Annotated in this window: 17 protein-coding genes and 1 pseudogene; 9 read left to right on the plus strand and 9 right to left on the minus strand. The window is 73.6% G+C overall.

The window, feature by feature from the left end; all coding sequences use genetic code 11:
• Nucleotides 1–9: 9 nt before the first annotated feature.
• A pseudogene (locus ACIPXC_RS28595) lies at nt 10–1671 on the minus strand (AMP-binding protein); the annotation flags it as partial.
• Nucleotides 1672–1845: 174 nt separating this feature from the next.
• Nucleotides 1846–2322: an ATP-binding protein gene (locus ACIPXC_RS28600; RefSeq protein WP_401623851.1), complete on the minus strand. Its 477-nt coding sequence runs from the start codon at nt 2320–2322 to the stop codon at nt 1846–1848.
• 228 nt (nt 2323–2550) lie between these two features.
• On the opposite strand from ACIPXC_RS28600, the gene ACIPXC_RS28605 reads away from it, so the two are divergent.
• The gene (locus ACIPXC_RS28605; RefSeq protein WP_401623853.1) at nt 2551–3570 is read left to right on the plus strand and encodes an alpha/beta hydrolase fold domain-containing protein; all 1020 of its coding nucleotides are present in this window, start codon (nt 2551–2553) and stop codon (nt 3568–3570) included.
• Between the two features lie 324 nt (nt 3571–3894).
• Nucleotides 3895–4551: a phosphatase PAP2 family protein gene (locus ACIPXC_RS28610; RefSeq protein ID WP_401623855.1), complete on the plus strand. Its 657-nt coding sequence runs from the start codon at nt 3895–3897 to the stop codon at nt 4549–4551.
• 370 nt (nt 4552–4921) lie between these two features.
• Here the strand turns inward: ACIPXC_RS28610 and ACIPXC_RS28615 are convergent, their stop codons facing one another.
• The 3 genes from ACIPXC_RS28615 to ACIPXC_RS28625 form a co-directional block, all read right to left on the minus strand.
• On the minus strand, nt 4922–5929 hold the full coding sequence (locus ACIPXC_RS28615) for a LacI family DNA-binding transcriptional regulator (RefSeq protein WP_401623857.1): 1008 nt from the start codon (nt 5927–5929) through the stop codon (nt 4922–4924).
• A gap of 82 nt (nt 5930–6011) precedes the next feature.
• A complete protein-coding gene (locus ACIPXC_RS28620; RefSeq protein ID WP_401623859.1) occupies nt 6012–7592 on the minus strand; it encodes a carboxylesterase/lipase family protein in 1581 nt (526 codons plus the stop codon).
• A 131-nt stretch (nt 7593–7723) separates the two neighbouring features.
• Nucleotides 7724–8335: a phosphatase PAP2 family protein gene (locus ACIPXC_RS28625; RefSeq protein WP_401623861.1), complete on the minus strand. Its 612-nt coding sequence runs from the start codon at nt 8333–8335 to the stop codon at nt 7724–7726.
• A gap of 1465 nt (nt 8336–9800) precedes the next feature.
• On the opposite strand from ACIPXC_RS28625, the gene ACIPXC_RS28630 reads away from it, so the two are divergent.
• From ACIPXC_RS28630 to ACIPXC_RS28645, 4 genes are all read left to right on the plus strand, one after another.
• On the plus strand, nt 9801–11054 hold the full coding sequence (locus ACIPXC_RS28630; protein ID WP_401623863.1) for an MFS transporter: 1254 nt from the start codon (nt 9801–9803) through the stop codon (nt 11052–11054).
• A gap of 212 nt (nt 11055–11266) precedes the next feature.
• Nucleotides 11267–12190 carry a 5'/3'-nucleotidase SurE gene (gene surE / locus ACIPXC_RS28635; protein WP_401623865.1) on the plus strand — a complete coding sequence of 308 codons (924 nt, stop codon included), beginning with the start codon at nt 11267–11269 and terminating at the stop codon, nt 12188–12190.
• Between the two features lie 259 nt (nt 12191–12449).
• Nucleotides 12450–14081, plus strand: a complete 1632-nt coding sequence (locus tag ACIPXC_RS28640; protein ID WP_401623867.1) for a carboxylesterase/lipase family protein — start codon at nt 12450–12452, stop codon at nt 14079–14081.
• 106 nt (nt 14082–14187) lie between these two features.
• Entirely contained in the window at nt 14188–14922 is a 735-nt protein-coding gene (locus tag ACIPXC_RS28645) for a class I SAM-dependent methyltransferase (RefSeq protein ID WP_401623869.1), read from the plus strand.
• 160 nt (nt 14923–15082) lie between these two features.
• Here ACIPXC_RS28645 and ACIPXC_RS28650 read toward each other — a convergent pair whose 3' ends face one another.
• Nucleotides 15083–15406, minus strand: coding sequence for a hypothetical protein (locus ACIPXC_RS28650; RefSeq protein WP_401623871.1), 324 nt, complete (start codon nt 15404–15406; stop codon nt 15083–15085).
• A 148-nt stretch (nt 15407–15554) separates the two neighbouring features.
• Nucleotides 15555–15860 (minus strand): hypothetical protein, encoded by a 306-nt coding sequence (locus ACIPXC_RS28655; protein WP_401623873.1) that lies wholly within the window; start codon nt 15858–15860, stop codon nt 15555–15557.
• A 27-nt stretch (nt 15861–15887) separates the two neighbouring features.
• Between ACIPXC_RS28655 and ACIPXC_RS28660 the strand changes: the two genes are divergently transcribed.
• A complete protein-coding gene (locus ACIPXC_RS28660) occupies nt 15888–16379 on the plus strand; it encodes a hypothetical protein (protein WP_401623875.1) in 492 nt (163 codons plus the stop codon).
• A gap of 37 nt (nt 16380–16416) precedes the next feature.
• Here the strand turns inward: ACIPXC_RS28660 and ACIPXC_RS28665 are convergent, their stop codons facing one another.
• On the minus strand, nt 16417–17448 hold the full coding sequence (locus tag ACIPXC_RS28665) for a reductase (RefSeq protein WP_401623877.1): 1032 nt from the start codon (nt 17446–17448) through the stop codon (nt 16417–16419).
• 71 nt (nt 17449–17519) lie between these two features.
• Between ACIPXC_RS28665 and ACIPXC_RS28670 the strand changes: the two genes are divergently transcribed.
• Nucleotides 17520–18440 carry a LysR family transcriptional regulator gene (locus ACIPXC_RS28670; protein ID WP_401623879.1) on the plus strand — a complete coding sequence of 307 codons (921 nt, stop codon included), beginning with the start codon at nt 17520–17522 and terminating at the stop codon, nt 18438–18440.
• A gap of 156 nt (nt 18441–18596) precedes the next feature.
• The gene (locus tag ACIPXC_RS28675; RefSeq protein WP_401623881.1) at nt 18597–20078 is read left to right on the plus strand and encodes a condensation domain-containing protein; all 1482 of its coding nucleotides are present in this window, start codon (nt 18597–18599) and stop codon (nt 20076–20078) included.
• 21 nt (nt 20079–20099) lie between these two features.
• Here ACIPXC_RS28675 and ACIPXC_RS28680 read toward each other — a convergent pair whose 3' ends face one another.
• A complete protein-coding gene (locus ACIPXC_RS28680) occupies nt 20100–21320 on the minus strand; it encodes an RNA polymerase sigma factor (RefSeq protein ID WP_401623924.1) in 1221 nt (406 codons plus the stop codon).
• Nucleotides 21321–21372: the final 52 nt, after the last annotated feature.

Genomic DNA, 21372 nt, shown 5'->3' on the forward strand with positions numbered 1-21372 from the left:
GTCGGCCCGGGCACGCTCGCGCAGCGCGCCGCGCCGCAGCTTTCCGGTGCCGGTGCGCGGGAGTTCCGTGACGAACTCGACCGCCCGCGGGTACTTGTAGGGGGCGATGGACGCCTTGACGTGTACCTGGAGTGCGCGGACGGTCGTTTCGTCCGCCGCAACCCCGGGGGCCGGGACCACGTACGCCTTGACGAGCATCCCCCGCCGCTCGTCCGGGGCACCGACGACGGCGCACTCCAGGACGTCGGGATGGGTGAGGAGGGCCTTCTCGACCTCGGGGCCCGCGATGTTGTAACCGGAGGAGACGATCATGTCGTCGCTGCGGGCGACGTACCAGAAGTAGCCGTCGGCGTCGCGGACATAGGTGTCACCGGTGATGTTCCAGCCGTTCCTGACGTACGAGGTCTGGCGGGGGTCGTCGAGGTACCGGCAGCCGGTGGGTCCGGTGACGGCCAGCAGGCCGGGCTGTCCGTCGGGGACGGGGACGCCGTGCTCGTCGACGACGGCGGCGCGGTAGCCGGGGACGGGGCGGCCGGTGGCTCCCGGGCGGATGTCCTCGTCGGCCGCGGAGATGAAGACGTGCAGCATCTCGGTGGCGCCGATGCCGTCGATGATGCGCAGGCCCGTGGCCTCGTGGAACTCGTGCCACACCGCGGCCGGGAGCGGTTCCCCGGCGGAGACGCAGCGGCGCAGGCCGGACAGCCGGTCCGCCGCCCCGGCCTCCATGATCGCCCGGTAGGCCGTGGGCGCGGTGAAGAGCACGGTCGCTCCGTGGTCGGCGACCAGGTCCGCCAGTTGCAGCGGGGTCGTCTGCTCGATCAGCAGGGTCGCGGCTCCCACGGAGAGCGGGAAGACCACCAGCCCGCCGAGGCCGAAGGTGAAGGCGAGCGGCGGTGTGCCGGTGAAGACGTCGTCGGGACCGGGCCTGAGGACGTGCCGGGAGAAGGTGTCGGCGTTGGCGAGGACGTCGCGGTGGAAGTGCAGGGTCGCCTTGGGGCGGCCGGTGGTACCGGAGGTGAAGGCGATCAGCGCCACGTCGTCCGCGGCGGTGGCCACGGTGTCGAACCGGCCGTCCTTGGCCGCACAGAGCGCCGTCAGGTCGGCCGGCCCGGGGCCTCCGTAGGTGAGGACGGGGAGCCCGGGCGTGCCCTCCGGCTCCGGGAGCCCGGGCGTGCCCTCCGGCTCCTGGGGGCCGGGGCGGCGCAGGGCTTCGAGTTCGTCCGCGTAGCGGTGGTCGCACACGGCGACGGACGGCCGGCTGATGCCGACGAGTTCGGCGAGCTCACCGGCGCGCAGCATCGGCATCGTGGTGACGGCGACCCCGCCGGCCTTCAGCACGCCGCACCACGCGGCGACGAGCCAGGGGTTGTTGGGGCCGCGCAGCAGGACGCGGTTGCCGGGCCGGAGACCGATGTCCTCGGTGAGGACCTGGGCGACCTGATTGGCGCGTTGCTGCAGTTCGCCGTAGGTCCAGCGCTCGGTCGGGGTGAGCAGGCAGGGGCGGTCGGGGCCGTACTGCTCGACGGCGTCGTCGAGCAGGCGACCGGCACAGTTGAGCCGGTCCGGGTACTCCAACTCCGGTAGGTCGAAGTGGAGTTCGGGCCAGAGGGGCAAGGGCGGCAGCCGGTCCCGGCAGAAGGAATCGGCATGCACGGAAGGGGAGAGCTCCATGGGGCGGCACCTCGATCGGGGAGCAGCGGGGGGAGACGGGAGCAAGGTATGTCGAATATTTGGCGGCCGTCAACATCTCGCGATATTCGAAGTGGGGGCCACCCTCGGAGCCGGGCACTCGGGGCGGGAACCGGGCGGCGAGGTCCCCCAGGGGTGGGAGGGCGGGAGTCCGGCTCACGCGACGGGTATGCACACCCGGACCGACTTGCCGAACTCATGGGCCACGACGGAGAGTTCGCCACCCAGCTCGGCGGCCATCAGCTGCACGATCAGCAGTCCGCGGCCACCCTCGGATTCGGGACCGACCTCCACACGGGGAGTCGGCAGCCGCGGCAGCCCGGCACCACGGTCGGCGACGTCGAGGCGCAGCCAGCCCGCACCCGAGGCGACCCCGACCCGCATGCGGCCGGCGCCCGCATGGCGGACGACGTTGCCGACGAGTTCACTGACGGCCATCAGCAGCACGTCCGCGGCGTCGAGCGGGACCCCCCAGGCTTCCAGCGCGGCGCGCACGCGCGCCCTGACCCGCGGAACACTGGAGCCGTCCGGGTCTGCGACCCGGTGGACGAAGCGCCGGACCGCAGGCGCCTCGGGGATCGCAGACATCTCGGGGATCGCGGGGATCGCGGACGTGCCGAAGGTGGTGAGCATGGCGTGCTCCCGGAGGGGGAAGGCGGCGCTGACACCGAAGTGACTCGTGTCACCGCCCTTGAATTCGGATCATCCCTGGGCTTGTCATCAGTGGAAACGCGTCGCTAAAGTCCTTGATTACACGTGTAACACGCTACGCCTCCCCCGGTCACTCGCGCAAGCATTTCGGACAAACGACGCGAAGCCTGCACCCACCCCGCCGGGACCCGCCGATTTGGAAGGGCCGCAATGACGCAATCTCCCCCCAGCCGGTTCGACATCGCCGACATGACCTGGCCGCCCCCGCCGTACCAGCCCCCCGTTCCCGCCGTGACGGGTGCGGACGGCGTGCGCCGCTTCGACGGGATCACCTACGCCACGACGCCGGGCTACCGCCCCCGGCTGCTCGACGTACAGGTGCCCGCCGGTGACGGGCCGTTCCCCGCTGTCGTCTGGATCCACGGCGGCGGCTGGCTGGACGGCGACCGCCGCTACCCGCCGCCGACCGTGCCGGCCGCACTGCTGCACGGGGCAGCCCTCGCAGCCGGGCTCGCGCTGGTCTCCATCGACTACCGGCACAGCCTGGAGGCGCCCTTCCCGGCCCAGCTGCACGATGTGAAGGCCGCCATCCGCTACGTCCGCGCCTTCGCCGGGGACCTGGGCATCGACCCCGGCCGGATCGGCGTCTGGGGCGAGTCCGCAGGCGGCCACCTCGCCGCGCTCGCGGGTCTGGTCGGATCCGCAGCCGCACACCGCACGGGTGGTGCGGAGGGTGAGGATACGGAGAGCACGGATGGTACGGCCTGCGGGGCCGCCGCGGACTGCGAGGCCCTGGAGGGCACGCAGGGCGTCGGATCGGGCGAGACCGGCGTCCTCGCCGTGGTCGACTGGTACGGCGTCTCCGACCTGGTCGCCCTGGCCGCCCACCCCATGCCGGCGATGCCGTCCGGGGCGGAGTTCCCCGACCCCTACGAGGCCCTGCTCGGAGCCTCCGTGGCGGACCGCCCCGACCTGGCGCGGGCCGCCAGCCCGGTCACGTACGCCGAGGGCTCGAACCCGCCGCCCTTCCTGCTGGTGCACGGGACCCGGGACGGCCTGGTGCCGTACAGCCAGAGCGAGGTACTGGCCGCCGCGCTGAAGGGTGCGGGGGGCGAGGTCACCCTCCAGCCGGTGGAGGGCGCGGACCACATCTTCCTCGGCTCCCCGGACATCACGTCGATCGTCGCGGAGAGCGTGGCCTTCCTGGCCCGCCACCTCGGCGCCGTCTGACCGCCGGACACCCGGTCCGGCCCCGTGCGGGGGCCGCTGCCCCGCAGCGTCCCCCGTCTCCCGCCCCACCCCCGCATCCCTTCACATCACACACGGCCGCGGGCGCCCCCGCGGGCGCGAGAGGCAGCCATGTCCGCCAACCCGGCCACCGAACCGGCCCCCGCCCCTCACGACAGACCCCGCAGAACCCGCAGAAGACCCGGCGGATCCCGCAGACCCGGCGCACCCGGCGCACTCGGCGCACCTGGCGCACCCGGCGGGCAGTCTCGGCGGTCCCGGAACGCGCACGAACCCCGCGCCGCCCGTCGTCGCCCCGCCCTCCTGGTGGCAGGCCTCCTGCCGTTGGTGGCGGCCGCGGCGACAGCCCTCGTCGTCCGCGCCGACATCACTGATCCGCCCTTCCAGGGGCTGGACGAGCGCTGGCTGGACCGGATGGGCGGCCCCCACGACGGGCCGTACATGGCCGCGGCCACCGTCCTGGACTGGTTCGGCGGCCCGGTCGGAGCCGTCCTGCCGCTCTCCCTGCTGTTCTACCTGCTCGTCCGCAGGCGCTTCGCCTCGGCCGGCTTCCTGCTCGTCGCCTTCCTCGGCGGCAACATGCTGGTCGTCCAGGGGCTCAAACACCTGGTCGACCGGCCCCGCCCGGCCGACCCGCTGGTACGCGTGGACCACGGCTCCTTCCCTTCGGGCCACGCGGCCACCGCGGCGCTCCTGGTCGTCGTCGCGGGGGCGCTGCTGGTCCCGGCCGCCCGGCGGCGAGCGTGGTGGTACGGGGGCACCGCCTTCACGCTGGCCATGATGTGGAGCCGTACCTGGCTGCATGCGCACTGGCTCAGCGACACTGCGGCGGGGGCCGCGGTGGGGGCCGGAGCGGGGTTCCTGGCGTGGTGGCTCTTCCAGCCGGCCCTCGCCCGGGAGGATGTCCGCTCCCACGACCGCCGGGGGGCGGCCGCGGGAGCGGGCACGGGCGCGGCGGTGTGACCCCGCGCCCAGAGGGTACGGGGGAGGCCGCCCCGCCCGGTCAGAGCTCGCCGACGACCGGGTAGCGACGCGGAGTTCGTCGAGTACCCGGTCGTCGGCGGCCCTGACGTCCCACAGGCAGCTGTCCACTTCGGTCAGGGCCACGACCGGCTCGTGCCCGGCGAAGCCGCGCGCCTCGGCGTCGATCAGCCGGAGGTCCGGTGTCGTCAGGGACAGCAGCGTCAACGTGTCCATGCAGGCCCCCGCGGACCGGCGTTCCCTCTCGGGAAGGCGGGGATCCGCCATCTCGTCGACCGCTACGCGCCACGTCAGCCCCGGCGGAGGTTGCCGTCACGCCTCAGCAGGTGCGCAGCGGCGTCGCGGTGCGGGGTCAGGAGGTCTGGCGGTGGACCAGTACGGCTTCCACGGCCGGCAGCGGCGCCGCCGTCCCGGTCTGCACCAGCTCGTGCACGGCCTCGGCGATCCGCGCGGCCGACGGCAGTTCCAGCCGGACCGTGGTGAGCGCGGGCTGCTGGAGCGCGGAGAGCACCAGGTCGTCGCAGCCGACGATTGCGACCTCGCCGGGCACGGAGATGCCCTCCGCCTGGAAGGCGTGGAGCAGCAGCGCGGCGTACTCGTCGTTGTAGGCGAAGACGGCGTCCAGGCCGAGGCCCCGCCAGCGCCGGGCCAGTTCGCGGGCCGACTCCCGCGTGTACGCCAGCTCCAACGGGGTGACCGTCGCCAGGTGCCGGGCGGCGACCGACTCGGCGCCCGCGAGGCGCGGCTGGGCCAGGGTGCCGAGGCCCCGCTCCTGCGGCATGATCATGCCGATGGCGGTCCGGCCCCTCGCGATGAGGTGCTCGGCCGCGATGGCGCCGATGCGGGTGTGGTCGAAGCCGACGGTGTGCACGCCCTCGACGGGGTGCGCCGCGAAGGCGAGCAGCCCTCGTACCCCGGCCCGGGTCAGCAGCTCGGCGGCCGGGGCCGTGAAACGGTCGCCGTCCAGGGCGACGACGGCCACCGGGCGCAGTTCGGCCCAGGCCCGGGCGGCGTCGACGGGGTCGGCGAAGCGGCCCGCGTGCAGCACGGCCGTGTAGCCGAGACGGTCGAGCTCGCTGTGCAGGTCGTCGACCCACTCGCTGACGAGGCGGCCCGCGGCGGAGATCGACGCGGGCATGAGGACGAGGTTGCTGCGGCCGGCGCGCAGGGAACGGGCGGCGGCGTGCGGTACGTACCCCAGTTGCTTGGCCGCGTCGAGCACCCGGGCCCGCGTGCCCGCGCTGACCCGGTGGCCCTGGGTGTCGTTGAGGACGAAGGAGACCGTGGCGCGCGACACCCCTGCGAGGCGGGCCACATCGGCGCTGGTGATCGATGCGGGGACGTGTGTGTCTTTGGCCATGACGTCCCTCGACGCTCCTTGTGCTCGGGTGATCGGGTGCTCGGGTTCCTCTGCTTGCTCCTTCCTTTTCAGGTTACACGAGTTAAATCAGGGGAGCGGAGGGCTGCGCAGACGTGCGGGCGGGCCCGTGCAGGAGCCGGGAGGCGCCTGCCGGGTCGCCGGGGGCGGTCACGACCGTGTCGAAGCACATGGTCGTGCGCGTCTCCGTGTCGTACCGACGCCACTGCGGCAGGTCCGGATGGTTCGGGTCTCCGGTGCGGACGAAGGAGATCCAGGCGCGGTGCATCGCGTACGCGAGACCGTCGCGGACGGCGGGGTCCAGCCCGGCGAGGAACGGTGCATGCGCCCACTGGTCGAAGTTGTCGAAGACGAAGGGGAGTTCGAGGCAGTGCGCGGCGCCGAGCCGGCCCCCGTGGGCGGGCGTGGGCAGGTCGAACTGGTAGGCCCACACGGGGTGACCCGACTCCGCTCGCGCCTCGGCCAGCCGGAGGGCGGGCACCCGGAAGAGCTCGTCCGTGATCAGGTCCATGAGGACGTCCACCGGACGGGAGCCGGGACGGGCCCGGGCGTACGCCGCGTACACGCCGTCGGCGGCCTCCCTCCCGAAGGTGTCGGCGATCCGGTCGGTGACCTGCTCGCGGGTGGCGTCGGCGTACCCGTCGTCGAGGGCGAAACCGAAGTTGGCCTCCTCGCGCGTCCAGCCGATCATGACGTCGATGTCCGCCGCCGCCCCGTCGAGCAGGGCGTGGGCGGGATGGGTCCGCAGGGAGGTCCCGTCGACCACGGGCAGGAAGGGTGTCGGCCAGTACCCCCATGCCGCGGTCGGGGCGAAGAGCCCGGCGGCCGCGCCGATCAGCTCCTGCCATGGCAGCGCGCGCAGCGCCGCCGCGTCCTCGGCGCCGGCCAGCTCCAGGTAGGCGGCGGTGCGCTCTCGGTACGCGGCGGGGTCGGGGAGGTCGAGCCCGAGGGGCGGGCTCTGCAGGATCACCCGCCGGATCAGGCCCTGGGTGAGCGGGTGCCCGGCCAGGGCGGCGGTGGAGAGCGCACCGCCGGACTGCCCGGCGACGGTGACGCGGTCGGGGTCGCCACCGAAGGCGGCGATGTGGGCGTTCACCCAGCGCAGGGCGGCGATCTGGTCACTGAGCCACGGGTTCTCGCCCGCGCCGTCACCACCGGCGGAGCTGTCCGGATTGAGGTAACCGAGGGGTCCGATCCGGTAGTTGACGCTCACGACGACGAGGTCGCCGTCACGGGCGAAGGTCTCGCCGGAGTAGACGGGGAGCGAGCCTGATCCGGACACGAAACCACCGCCGTGGATCCATACCAGCACCGGCCGGCCGCCGCCGTCCGCCGCGGGGGTGGCGGCCGGGGTCCAGACGTTGAGGGTGAGGCAGTCCTCGCCGAAGGGCGGCAGCCCGTGCCCGCCGAGCACCGGGTCGCCTCCTTCCGCGTACAGCTGCGGCGCGCTCGGGCCGTCGGCTGTGGCGTCGCGCGTACCGGTCCAGCCGGGGTGCGGCCGTGCGGGGCGCCAGCGCAGCTCACCGACCGGCGGTGCGGCATAGGGCACGGCCCGGAAGACGGCGACCCCGCCTTCGAGGGCACCGCGCAGACGCCCCGCGGGGAGCTGCACCTCCGGCTGGTCCTGGCCTGGGGAGTGGGACATGGGCCGTTCCTTCTCTCGTCATGGCTGCTGCGCACGCGGGGGCGACACCGACCCTCCGACGCTATGCCGCCGATTTGCCGCTCGTCAAGATTCCGGGATATCCAAGGGGGCGCGGGACGCTGTGGAGGGGGTCACAGCCACAGGCTGTTCGAAGCCATGCGCTCCGCCTCCGTCTCCAGCAGCGGCGCGAGGAGCCGCCACAGCACGAGGCAGGTTCCGGCGCCCAGGAGTGCGCCCGCGACGGTGTCGCTGAGCCACTGCGCGTGCAGCCAGGTACGGCTGACCATCATGGCGAGGACGTACGCGACCCCGAAGGCCCACCACCAGCGTCGCGCACGCGGCGGGAACACCACCACAGCGACCACGATCACGAGCGTCACCGCACCGAACACCTGGCCGGAAGGGTAGGAGCCGTCGTTGACCAGCACCCACGGGTGCGGCGGGCGCGGGCGGTCGGCCAGTTGCTTGACCGGCAGGACGACGAGGGCGTTGGCGACGACGGCCGCCAGGAAGACGAACAGTCCGGAGCGCCAGCGGCCGTAGACGCAGAGGCAGCCGACCAGGACCAGCGGCAGGACCATCCCGAGAGGGCCGCCGAGCCGGTCGAGGACGACGAGGAATCCGCCGGGCTCCGCGGCCGCACCGACGGAGGAACGGTCGACCGCGGCGGCCCAGCGCTCGTCCGTGCCCTGGAAGAAGGGCCTCCGGTCCAGCCGGAGCAACAGGGCGAACAGGAGCGACAACAGCAGGAGTCCGGCCCCGACGGCGAGTGCGTGGCGCGGCGGGGCGGCCGGCAGATGATGTCGGGGCGGGAGGGGCGGCGGTACGCGTGAGGGTGCGGGCGGGGACGGGGGCGAGGAGAACACGGCGTGCCTTTCGGCGCCGCTGCGCGGGCGGTGGGGGCGCTCGGGAGCGACACGGAAGCGGAGACGGGGAACGGACGGAGAGCGGACGGGAGGCACCCGGCGCACGACCCCACGGCCGAACGAGGCACACGGAGCCGGGCCGGGTCGGGTCGGGTCGGGTCGGGTCGGGTCGGGTCGGGCCGGGTCGGGCCGGGTCGGGCCGGGTCGGGCCGGGCCGCCGGGACGGACCGTCCGGGCGGCCCGCCAGACCGGGAGGCCGGCCCGGCAGCGGAGGCGGAGGCGGAACGGCATGGCCACCCGGCCGCCGGGGCCGGGACCAGGCCGACGATCCGGCCCGGCAGGCGGGGCGAAACAGCGGGACAGGGCCGGAGAGTGAGCATGGGGAGCAAACATCAGGAACGGTCGGCCGGACCGGCAGGCAGCCGAATCCCCGGGCAGAACGGACCGCCACCCGGACCGACGGGCCGGGCAGGGCCCGAAGGGCGCGACCGGACCCGAAGGCCAAGCCCGAGCCGGCAGGTCCGGTAGGCCCAGCCCAGGCCGATAGGGCCGACAGGCCCAGCCCAGGTCCGAAGGCCAAGCCCGGGCCGACAGGCAGGGCAAAGCCCGAAGACCGAGACCGGACCCCGAAGGCCAAGCCCGGGCCGACAGGCTGGGCAAGGCCCGAAAACAGAGACCGGGCCGGGTAGGCCAGCCGGGGCCGACAGGCCAGCCCTGGCCGACAGGCCAGCCCTGGCCGACAGGCCAGCCCTGGCCGACAGGCCAAGCCTGGGACCCGAAGGTCAAGGCCGGTCCTGTGGACGGGGCGGGTCGGGTCTCGGGCGGGTGGGCGGAACGGAGCGGAGCGGGCGCGCGCCGGCGTGGCGCACGCGCCACCGCCCCGCGGCGGAGGGTCACCCCGCGCGATCGGATGCGATCGGACACCGGACGGCGCCGCGCGGCACGGAGTATTGCCGATGCGTGACGGCCGCCACAAGTGCAAGAGGGCCCTTCGGTGCATCACCCCTGCCCAGAGCGGCCCGGCGCCGGTTACACGTCATCGCACTGCACCGCCCACCCCCACCCCAGCCCATCACGATCCGCACAACAACCCACCTCGGTACCTAGCGACGGCCGGAAATGGGTGCTACACAGTCTCCAGCGCAGTTGGTGACACGTGTAACAACATCGCCATCCCCCTGGAACGCCCTCGCCACCCCACCCCCGGTGACGACCGTTCCCGGCCGGCCCCGGGCCCGCGCCCTGCGCGGTGCCCCCGCCCCACGCTCCCCTCCACGCTCCCTCTCCACGCGCCCCCTCTCCACACCCCGCCACCTCCCCGCTCGGTCCCCGAGGAGTCGTCATGGCCACGCACGAAGTCGTCGATCCACCCGTCCCCCCGACCCCCGGCCCCGCCCGCCACCGCGGGCTGATGCTCCTGCTGCTCGTCGCCAACTCCGCGATGATGGCGGTCTACATGGGTGTCGGGTCCGTCCTGCTGCCCACCCAGGTCGCCGCGATCGCGCCCGCCGACAAGGTCGCCGTACTCGGCCTGATCGGCGGTGTCAGCTCGATCTTCGCGACCGCCTTCAATCCGATCGCCGGTGCCCTCTCCGACCGCAGTGGCCGCCGCAACCCCTGGATCCTGGGCGGCGCCCTCGCCTCGCTCGCCGGCCTGGCCTTCCTCGGCAGCGTCACCACCGCGCTGCTCGTCGGCATCGCCTGGTGTCTCGTCCAGGCCACCATGAACACCTACCAGGCCGCGGTCACCGCGATCGTGCCCGACCGGATACCGGCGGCCCGGCGGGGTACCGCGTCCGCGCTGGTGGGCCTCGGCCTGCCGATCGGCGGCACCGTCGGCGTGCTCGTCGCCTCCCAGACCGCCGAGCACCTGCGCACCGGCTACCTCGTCTTCGGCGCGATCGTCGCCGTGGCCGCGCTCCTGCTCACCGGCTTCTTCCGCGACGTACCGCGCACCGGACCGGCGGCCGACGTGGCGCCCGTGCCCGTCCGCGCCCAACTGGCCGCGTTCCTGTCCTCCTTGGGCAACCACGACTTCCGGTGGGCCTTCATCGGCCGGGCGCTGATGGTCCTCGGCTACTTCTCCGTCGTCGGCTACCAGCTCTACATCCTCGACGACCACATCGCGCTGCCCGACGGCCTCACCCCGCCCGCCGCGATGGCGGTCCTCACGCCGGTGTCGATGGTGGCGATGGCGGTCTCCACCGTGCTGGGCGGTCTGCTGTCCGACCGCTGGAACCGGCGCAAGGTGTTCGTCGGGGTGTCGGCCGCCCTGGCCGGCCTCGTCATGGTGGTGCCCGTCGTCAGCCCGACGTGGACCGGCATGCTCGTCTTCAGCGCGCTCAACGGACTCGCCTTCGGCTGCTTCATGGCGGTGGATACCGCGCTCGTCACCCTGGTCCTGCCTCGCGCCGAGGACGCGGCCCGCGACATGGGTGTCCTGAACATCGCGAACGCAGGACCGCAGATCATCGCTCCCTTCGTCGCCTCGGCCGTCGTCACCGCCCTGGGCGGCTACACGCCGCTCTTCCTGGTCGGCGGAGCGCTCTCCCTGATCGGCGCGCTGGCCATCCTCCCGATCCGCAGCGTGCGCTGACGCCGACGCCGACGCCACCCTGACCGGCCCTGCCCCGCCCGCCCCGGCTGCCACCCACGGGCCACCCGCGGACACCCCGGGACACCCCGGTACCGACCCTCCCGGACCGGTCGAGTACTCCGGCGGGCGCGTGCCGAGGGTCGCGCGCCCGCCGGTCGCACCATGCCCCTCACCCTCTTCCCCCTCCTCCCACCCCTCTGAAGGAGCACCCTGTGAGACGCAAGCGAGTTCTGCCGCTGGCCGCCCTGCTGTTGTGCGCGCCGGCCCTGGCCGGCACGGCGCCCGCAGCCGCCGCGCCGCAGACCGCGCCCGCTCCGGCTCCCGCCTCCGGCGGCCCGTTGCGGATCCTGCTCACCAATGACGACGGCTACGACGCCCCGGGCATCCGCAGGGCCTTCGAACGTCTGACGGCCGCGGGGCACGACGTCACGATCGTCGCCCCGCTCACCAACCAGAGCGGCACCGGCACGAAGGTGACGAACGCGCCTTCGGTCACGGTGGAGCACCCGGAACCGAAGGTCTGGGCCGTCGACGGCACCCCGGGCGACTCCGTCGCCTTCGGGCTGGCCGAGGTCTTCGCCGGAAGGGCACCCGACCTGGTCGTTTCCGGAACCAACTTCGGCCCGAACGTCGCCGGGCTCGCCACCCACTCCGGCACGGTCGGCGGCGCCGTCGCCGCGCTCGAACACGGCGTACCGGCCATCGCGCTGAGCACGGGCGGCCTCTCCGTCCCCGACCCCGTCACCACGGTGAACGCGATGGGGCCGACGCTCGACTTCGCGGTCAAGCTGATCGACCGGCTGCGGTCGCGCGCCCGGTCCGGTCCGCTCCTGCCCGAAGGAGTCGGCCTGAACGTCAACCACCCCCTCATCGGCGCGGACGGCAAGGGCACGGCAGCAGGTGTGTCCGTGACCTTCCAGGACCCCCAGACCGTCCTGGAGCCGGACTTCACGGACAGCGGCGACGGCACGTGGAAGACGACCGTGAAGGTGGTCCTGCGGCCCGCAGCCCGCGGCGGTGACGTGGAGGCCGTGAGCGCCGGCCGGATCGCCGTCAGCCCGATGAACGGTGACTGGAACACGGGCCCGGCCGACCGGGCCGTCACCTCGGCCCTCCTCGCGGGCCTGCGCCCGTAGCACCCCCGGACGGGCAGGGGGCGGCGCGACCTGCGGCACCGCCCCCTGCCCCCTCTCGCCCGTTCCCCCCGCACCCCACTCCTGCCCCACCGCCCGCCCCCGCCCGCCCTTCCGCCGACCCACCACCCCCGTGACGTACGCCCCGGAACGACCCCGTGAGCCTCCAGGAGGACGCATGAGAGGACCGATGAGAGGACGCATGAGAGGCCGTATGACAGGGACAACGAGGAGGACCAGGAGAACCACCGCGAGAGCGCACGTGCGGTGGCTCGGGAAGCGGCCGTCGCGGCTGTCCTCGGTGAGGCCCCTGCTCGGCACCGCCCTGGCCCTGGCCGCTCTGCTCGCCTCGGCACCGCCCGCCCCCGCGGCACCCTCCGCAGCGGCCCCGGGCGGAACACCGAGCCCGGTGGTCGCCGTCGCCCAGGGCGTATTGCGCGGCCGGACACTGGACGGCGCCCAGGAGTTCCTCGGTGTCCCCTACGCCGCTCCCCCGGTCGGCGCGGACCGACTGCGGGCGCCCCGGCCCCCGGCCCGATGGCCCGGCGTACGGGAGGCCGCCCGGCAGGCCCCGGCGTGCCTGCAGTTCTCGCCGTTCGGGCTCGGCGATCCGCAGGCCGTCAGCGAGGACTGCCTGTACCTGGACGTGTACCGGCCCCGGGCCGCCCGTCCCGGAGGGCGCCTCCCGGTGGTCCTCTGGATGCACGGGGGCGCGTACAGCCAGGGAACGGGCACCCAGTTCGGCGGGCGCACCATGGCCGAGCTCACCGGGAGCGTGGTGGTGAGCATCAACTACCGCCTCGGACAACTCGGTTATCTGGGGCTCCCCGAACTGGGCCGCGAGAACCCCCTGCGGTCGGGGTCCTTCGGGCTGATGGACCAGCTGCAGGCGCTGCGCTGGACCCGGGAGAACATCGGCGCTTTCGGCGGTGATCCGGGCAACGTCACTGTCTCCGGGCAGTCCGCGGGTGCCGGCTCGGTCTGCGCGCTGCTGGCCGCCCCGCCGGCTGCGGGCCTCTTCCACCGGGCCGTGCTGCAGAGCGGTCCGTGCACGCTGCTGCGTACGCCGGACGGCGCGGGTGCGGAGGCGCACGCGCGGTCCTTCGCCGCGAAGGCGGGGTGCTCCGTCCCGGCCGAGGTGACCGCCTGCCTGCGCGCCGCGTCCGGTACGGCCCTGATCGAGGCGGCCCGTACGCTGCCCACGCCGGGCCCGGCGTCCGGTGACCGGCTGCTGCCGGCCGGCCCCGCGCAGGCGATCGGGAGCGGGGCGTGGAACAAGGTCCCGGTCCTGATCGGGAGCACCCGCTCCGAGGCACGCTTCTTCGTCGCGCTGACGCAGCCGCGGTTGACGACCGAGGAGTACGCGGCGCAGGTCCTGGCGGGTTACGGGGCCGCGGGGCCGGAGGTGCTGGCCCGCTATCCGGTCGCGGATCACGGATCGCCGTACCTGGCACTCTCGGCACTGACGACGGACTCGACCTTCGCCTGTCACACCGCGTGGACCGCGCAGCTCTTCGCCTCCCAAGTACCTACTTTCGTCTACGAGTTCGACGACCCGCACTCGCCCACCCTGGCGGGGGCGCAGGTGCCGGGCCTGGACCAGTCGAACGCGCACAGCGCGGAGCTGGCGTACCTGTACGACTTCACCATGGGCGAGCGCCCGTTGACCCCGGTGCAGGCGGCGCTCGGTAACCGGATGAAGCGCTACTGGGGTGCGTTCGCCCGCTTCGGCGCGCCGGTCGTGCCGGGGCAGACCGCGTGGCCGGCGGCCGGGGCCGGGAGCGGGAGCAGTCCTGTGCTCACCCTCCATCCGTCGGCCACGCGGACGACCACGTCGTTCGGCACCGACCACCAGTGCGCGTTCTGGCGGACCCAGCCGCCCCGACCGCTCTGACCGCCCTGACCGCTCAGACCGCTCTGACCGATCAGACCGTCCCAACCGCTGCTGCCGAGATCCTCGTTCACATATAGGATCTTGGTATCGGGAGAGGGGGACCGGGGTGGACCGGCACGTGCGCACGGTGGAAGACGTACTCAGGCTTATGGACGGCCTCTTCGCACCGGAGGCCGACCGCTGGACCGCCGACGGCGCGTCCTGGTGGGACGGTTTCTACGCGGACCGCTCGAAGCCGGTGCCGTTCTTCGTGTCGAAGCCGGACGAGAACCTGGTCTCCTGCCTCGACCGAGGTCTGGTCTCCCCCGGGCGCGCCCTCGACCTGGGCTGCGGTCCCGGTCGCAATGCCCTCCACCTGGCCTCGCTCGGCTTCGAGGTGGACGCGGTCGACCTGTCGCCCCAGGCCGTCTCGTGGGCCTCGGAACGCGCCCGCGAGGCGGGGGCCGACATCCGCTTCCACTGCGGGAACGCCTTCGAGCTCGCCGCCACCGTGCTCGGCGGTCCCTACGACCTGATCTACGACTCGGGCTGCTTCCACCACCTGCCGCCCCACCGCCGCGTCAGCTACCTCGCCCTCCTCGACCGGGCATTGGCCCCCGGCGGCCACCTCGGGCTCACCTGTTTCGCCTCCGGTGCGATGGGATCCGAGCTCCCGGACGCGGCGTTCTACCGCGAGGCCGGCCTCCAGGGCGGTCTCGCCTACACACCGGAGTCGCTGCGTGCGATCTTCGCCGACCTGACCGAGGTCGAACTGCGTCGTATGAACGACGAGCCCGCCGACTCCGCCCTCTTCGGCGAACCCTTCCTCTGGACCGCCCTCCTGCGCCGCCCCGTCTCCTGAGTACCGCAGCGGTCTTTGCCGTGACGGTTGGACAGGACAGGTGGGACGTCGGCTCCGGGCCTGTCCCTGCCCGGAGCCGACGGCGAGCAACCGGTGCTCGCCGTCGACGTCTACGGTCTCGGCGCGGACCTGAGCGGCGGCGCGCCGCCCGGCAGGGGGCTCACTTGCCGAGGATGCTGCCCGTCCACTGGCCGGTCGCACCCTGCGTCAGGGCCTCGTTGCTCATGATCTGGGTGCCCGGCAGGGCCGCCATGCCGATGTCCCCGGTCGGCGCCGTGCCGTTGTAGGAACCGACCGTGTTGTCGCGGCCGACATTGAAGATGTCGTCGCCCGCGACCTGGATCTGGTCCCCGAAGACGATCGAGTACGTGTTGCTGATCGGTGCGTGGACGGCGAAGGTGTCGTCGGCGGAGGCGGCTGACGCGCCCGCGAGGAGGATGCCGCCGGCGGCGAGAGCGGTCAGGGCGGGGCGGATCGATCGCACGGGTACTGCCTTTCGTGGAGGATTCAGGAAGCAGTGCGAACGTAGGGCGCTTCGCACGGCGGGGGCCCGTACCCGCCGTCGTACGGTCCGAGTCCATCCGTACGGCGCAGCCTCCCGGACGGACACACGGCCGGTCCGGTGCGTTCCCTCAGGCGGTGGGGCCGGCGGCCCGGCGCAGACGGCGGAAGGTCAGTGCGTAGGCGGCCGAAGCGATCACGGCGACGGCCGCCCCGACCGTCAGGAGCCAGACCGGGATGCCGTCGCCCACCGTGAGCAGCTCGTCGCGGTGGACGGTCCGGCGGTACGGGGTGCCCTCCGCCGTCGCGCGCAGTTCGTGGTCGGCGTCGATCCGGCCCGGTTCGGGGAACTCCTGGTCGATCGCCGTGAGGAACACCGGCTTGCCGTCGGCGAGGTCGGCGACCGTGCTGTCCGGTTCCGCCCCCTCTCGCTGCACGATCCGCCCTGGCCCATACTGTGGCGCATGAGGGGGAGTGAGAAGCAGGCGCAGGTTCTGCGCAGCCCGATGATTCCGGACTCCGTGGTGGCGGAGATCGCGCGGCACGACTGGGAGCGCATCGAGTGCGGCTGCGGCCGTTCCGCGGGCCATCTTGTGGACGCCGTACGCGACGCCGCCGAGGGGCATCCCGCGGCGTTCCACGCGCTGGAGGGCCATGTCTTCTTCGCGCAGCACCTGAAACCGCCGGCTCCGGCGGTGTGCGCCGTGCTGATGGCGGTGTGGTCGGCGCGGCCGCCCCGGCGCGCGACCCGCGAGGCGCTGCTGTGGACGCTGCTGGCCCTGCTGTGCACGGTGGACGACGGCGGGACCCACGAGGCCGGGCTGCACGGGCAGTGCGCCGCCTTCATCCGGACCGGTGTGGACGGTTTCCGCCGGGAGCTGGCCGCCGTGCCGGGGTCCGGGACGGCGGCGTACGCGGAGGCCGTCCTGGAGATCCTCGGCCTGCCGTCGTCCTGACGGCACGGCCTGCGGCCCAAGGCGGCGGCCTGCTCCCTCACGCGGTCGCGCGCGCCGTCTCGGTGACGGCTCCGGGCAGCCAGTCGGCGACCCGGCCGAAGGCGAAGCCCAGGGCGGCGGCCCGGCCGTTGTCCATGGCGTAGGCCCGGTCGAAGGAGAAGGGCGAGGCGTCGGCGCCCGCCTCGACGACCCGGTGGTGGCAGCGCCGTCCGAGCCGTTCCGCGACCGTGGCGCAGAGGGCGAGGACGTCCGGGGCGCCGTGGGAGGCGGCGTTGACCGGACCGGTGAAGGTCTGCCGCGCCGTCCAGTCGAGGAACTCGGCCATCTCCAGGTGGTGGATGAACGAGGTGCCGTACGGGGTTGCGTGGACGTCGACCGGGATCCCGGCGGCGATCCTCCGCACGTAGTGTGCGAGGCGCCCGGTGAACTCCGCCCGGCCGCCCCCGAGAACGTGCGCGGTCCGGACACTGACGAAGGGGAACGGCGGCTCGTCCGGCGTATCCGGCTCGTCAGGCGTATCCGGCTCTTGCAGCTCGTGCAGGAAGACGGCCTCGGCGCGTCGCTTCCCCTCCGCGTAGGCCCGGGCCCGACCCCGGGTGTCGCCGGGTGCGGGGGCGGGCTCCGGCCGGTACGGGAACGGCGGTGCGAAGGGCGGCCGTGTGAGGTCCAGGGCCCCCTCGACGACAGGGACGACGGGGACGACGGGCAGGGCGGGCAGGGCGGGCCCGGTGCGCGGCGCGGAGCCGGCGGGGAACGTGTCCGGGTCGTACACCTCCATCGTCGAGGTCATCACGTAGCGCCCGGTCCTTCCGGCGAACACCCGCCGGGCGACGGCCGCCTGGAGCGGCGTGTAGCAGACCTGGTCGACGACCACGTCGAAGTCCCGCCGGCCCAGGGCCGTCCGCAGCCCCGCCTCGTCGTCACGGTCGGCGATGAGCCGGCCGACGCCGGGGGGCGGGGCGCTGGAGCCCCGGTTGAGGACCATGACGTCGTCCCCCGCGTCGCGCAACCGCGTGACCAGGGACTTCCCGAAGTACCGGCTGCCGCCGATGACAAGAATCCGCTTCATGGGTCCGACTCTGGCGCTGTATCGTCCCCAGCGGAACCGACCACTCGCTGAACGGGTCGTAAGGAAAACTGATGATCGATGTGCAGCGGTTGCGTGTCCTTCGGGCGGTGGCCGAGCACGGCAGCTTCAACAAGGCGGCAGGTGCCCTGCTGCTGACGCCGTCGGCCGTCTCCCAGCACATCGCGGCGCTGGAACGCGCCCTGGGCCACCCGGTGGCGGTGCGCAGCACGCGCGGTGTCACGCTCACGGAACCGGGGCGGCTGCTCGTGGAGGCGGCGGAGACGATCTCCGCCGAACTGGACCAGGTGCGCCGTGCGATCGACCGGCTGGCGCGGGAACGGCCTCGGCTGACCGTGGCCACGTTCACCAGCGGGGGCCGGCACCTGCTGCCCGCGGCCCTCGCCCGGTTCGTGGAGACGCACCCTGAGGTGGAGCTGACGGTGCTGGAGAGCGAACCGGAGGACGCCGTGCCGATGGTGCGCGGCGGCGCGGCGGACCTCGCGCTCGCCTACCACTTCGACGGGCCCCCGCCGGTGCGCCCGGGTGGACGCCCGGGCCTGGAGTGGCGGCCGCTGCTGGAGGATCCGCTGCGGCTGGTGCTGCCGCGTGGGCACCGCCTGGCCGGCCGGATCTCGGTGGACCTCGGCGAGCTGTCCGGCGACCGGTGGGTCCTGGGCTGCCTCAAGACGGAGGCCTTCCTGCGCCGGTACGCGGAGCTCGCCGGCTTCGACCTGAGGGTGGGCGCCTCCACCACCGACTACTTCTTCGCGCAGACACTGGTCGCGGCGGGCGTCGGCGTCTCCCTCGTCCCGCAGGTCGCCCTGGCCGGGGCCCCCGGGACGGTCGTCGTCCGTGTCGAACCCCCGCGTCCCGCCCGGCACATCGGCCTGGTCCTGCCGCGCGGGCGCCACACCGGCCCCTGCGCCGAGGCCCTGGCCGATGCCCTCGCCACCACCGCCACCGCCACCGCCGGCGCCGGCGCAACGCGGTGAGGCGCGGCACCGGGGCACGCGAGCCCGCCTGATCGACAAGGCACCCCCTGGGCCGCCGACAGCGCTCCGCCCGCCCCGCAGGAGTGATTCCGTCACCTCTCCGGGCCGGGGGTCGTTAGGGCCTGGGGGTTGACTCGGGGGCGAAGGGATGGCGGTATGCGGCAGTTTCCTCTGGAGATGCACCACGTGGCACCCGGCAGGGTGGTCGAGTGGCGGCTCAGGTCCACCGCGGCGGAGGCCCACGGGCCGGACGACCCGGCGAGCCGGAAAGCGTCCTTCAACCAGGACAAGCACTTCACCGTCGCCGAGGAGAGCCGGGCCGCCGACGACCCCGTGGCCTCCTGGGTCGCGGTCACCTTCGAGGTGACGGGCCCGCTGGACGAACCGGCCCTGGCCCAGTCGCTGCTGTCCTTCGTCCAGCGGCACGAGGTGCTGCGCTGCGCGTTCCGGCGGCTGGCCGGGGAGGTCGCCTGCGAGCCCTTCGCACCTGCCTCGCTCACCCTCGACCCCGAGCACGTGGACACGTTCGAGGACGCCGGAGCGCTGAGCGACTTCCTGGTCGAACGGTTCAAGCGGAGCATCGACACGCTGTCCTGGCCGCTGTTCATCATGGGGGCCGTGGTCCGCGAGGATTCGGCGACCGTGTACCTCGCCTTCGACCACATCGTCTGCGACGGCATGTCGATGCCCATCGTCGCCCACGAGGTGCTGACCGCCTACGAGGCCCTGTGCCGCGGCGAGGCCGCCGAACTGCCGCCCGCGCCCAGCTATCTCGACTTCGCCGAGGAGCAGCGCCGCCGCTACCTGTCCATCGACGCCCGCGACGGACGGCTGGACTACTGGAAGGCCTTCATGGGGCCGTCCGGCGAGTTCTTCCCGCGCTTCCCCCTCGACCTCGGCGTGGAGCCGGGGCGGATGTACCCCATCGTCAACGAGGCCTCGATGCTGCTGGACGCCGGTGAGGCGGAGGTCTTCGAGAAGACCTGCCTGGCGGTCGGCGGGAAGCCGTTCATGGGGGTGCTGGGCTCGGTGGCCGTGTGTCTGCGGGAGGCCGGCGGGCCCGGCGTCTACCGGGGGTTCATGCCGGTCAGCGAACGCGGCCGGAGCACCTGGACGAACTCGGTGGGCTGGTTCGTCAACACCCTTCCGATCGAGTTCGACGCCTCGCCCGGGCGGGACTTCGCGCAGGTGATGGCTTCCGTCCGGGCGGGGTTCGGCGAGATGATGACCCATCTCGACGTTCCGTTCGTCCGGGCGTGGGAGCTGCTGGCGCCCGAGGAGTTCGCCGCCCGCTCCTGGCCGTACCCGGTGAACTTCTTCTCCTACATCGACATGCGCAAGTGCCCGGGTGCCGAGCGCCACGACGACTGGCGGCCGACCACCCATGTGTGGTCGGCGCGGGCCAACGGGGCCTGCTCGTGGTTCCAGCGCGACACGGACGGCCTGCACATGAACTCCATCTACGTCGACACCCCGGCGGCCCGCCGGACCATGGGCGACTTCCAGGAGGCGCTGCGCCGCACCGTTCAGGACGTCGCCCGTTCCGGGGGTCTCCGTCGGCCGGTCGCCCTGACCCCGCAGCGCCGTCCGGTACGGATGACCCCGCTGGACGTGGCCGCGTCCGCGCGCCGCGGCTGAGCCGGGGCGCGGGAGCGCGGATCAGAGCCGGGCCGCGCGCCGCAGCAGCAGGGTGCGTTCCTGCTCGTTGCGGGTGAGTGAGGCGGCGCGTTCGAACTCGGCGCGGGCCTCGCACGGCCGGCCCAGGCGCTCCAGCAGGTCGCCCCGTACGCTCGGCAGCAAGTGGTAGGCGCGCAGGGCCGGTTCCTCCGCCAGGGCGTCGACGAGGGGCAGGGCGGCCGCTGGCCCGTCGGCCATCGAGACCGCCACCGCCCGGTTGAGTTCCACGACCGGTGAGGGGGCGAGCTGGGCCAGCCGGCCGTAGAGGGTGGCGATCCTGGCCCAGTCGGTGTCCTCGTAGCGGACGGCGGACGCGTGGCAGCCGGCGATCGCGGCCTGGAGGGAGTACGGTCCGCTGCCGGCGCGGCTCATCGCCCGGACGCCCCTGGCGATGAGCAGGCGGTTCCATCTGGCCCTGTTCTGGTCGGCGAGCAGCACCGGTTCGCCGTCGGGGCCGGTGCGGGCGGCGGTCCGGGACGCCTGGAACTCCAGGAGGGCGGCGAGGCCGTGCACCTCGCCCTCTTCGGGCATGAGGCCGGCCAGGACACGGGCCAGCCGCAGGGCGTCCTCGCAGAGGGCGGGGCGGAGGAGATCGTCGCCGGAGGTGGCCGAGTAGCCCTCGTTGAAGACCAGGTAGATGACCTCCAGGACGGAGGAGAGCCGTGCGTCGCGGTCGGCCCCGTACGGGACCTCGAAGGGCACCCCGGCCTTGGCCAGGGTCCGCTTCGCGCGCACGATGCGCTGGGCGACGGTGCTCTCGGAGGCGAGGAAGGCGCGGGCGATCTCCGGGGTGGTCAGTCCGCCGACGAGGCGCAGGGTGAGGGCGATGCGGGCCTCGGTGGCGAGGACGGGGTGGCAGGCCGTGAAGATCAGGCGCAGCAGGTCGTCGTCGATGTCGTCGGGTTCGGCCGGTTCGGCGGGTGGTGGCGCGTCCTCCAGGGTCCGGCCGACCTCGGCGAGCTTGCGCGCGTACGTCTCCTTGCGGCGGACCAGGTCGATCGCCCGGTGCTTGGCGGTCGCCATGAGCCAGGCGCCCGGATGGTCCGGGACGCCCGACTCGGGCCATTGCTCCAGTGCGGTGACGAGGGCGTCCTGGGCGATCTCCTCGGCGATGCCGACGTCCCGCACGATGCGGGTGACGCCGGCGATGATCCGCGCCGACTCGATCCTGAACACCGTTTCGACCGCCCGGGCCGCATCCACTGCCGTCACGGCCACCCATCAGAGCAGCCGTGACGCGGCAGGGCAAACGCGG

It is taken from the genome of Streptomyces sp. NPDC090021, from assembly GCF_044748225.1.
In the GTDB taxonomy this organism is placed as follows: Bacteria; Actinomycetota; Actinomycetes; order Streptomycetales; family Streptomycetaceae; genus Streptomyces.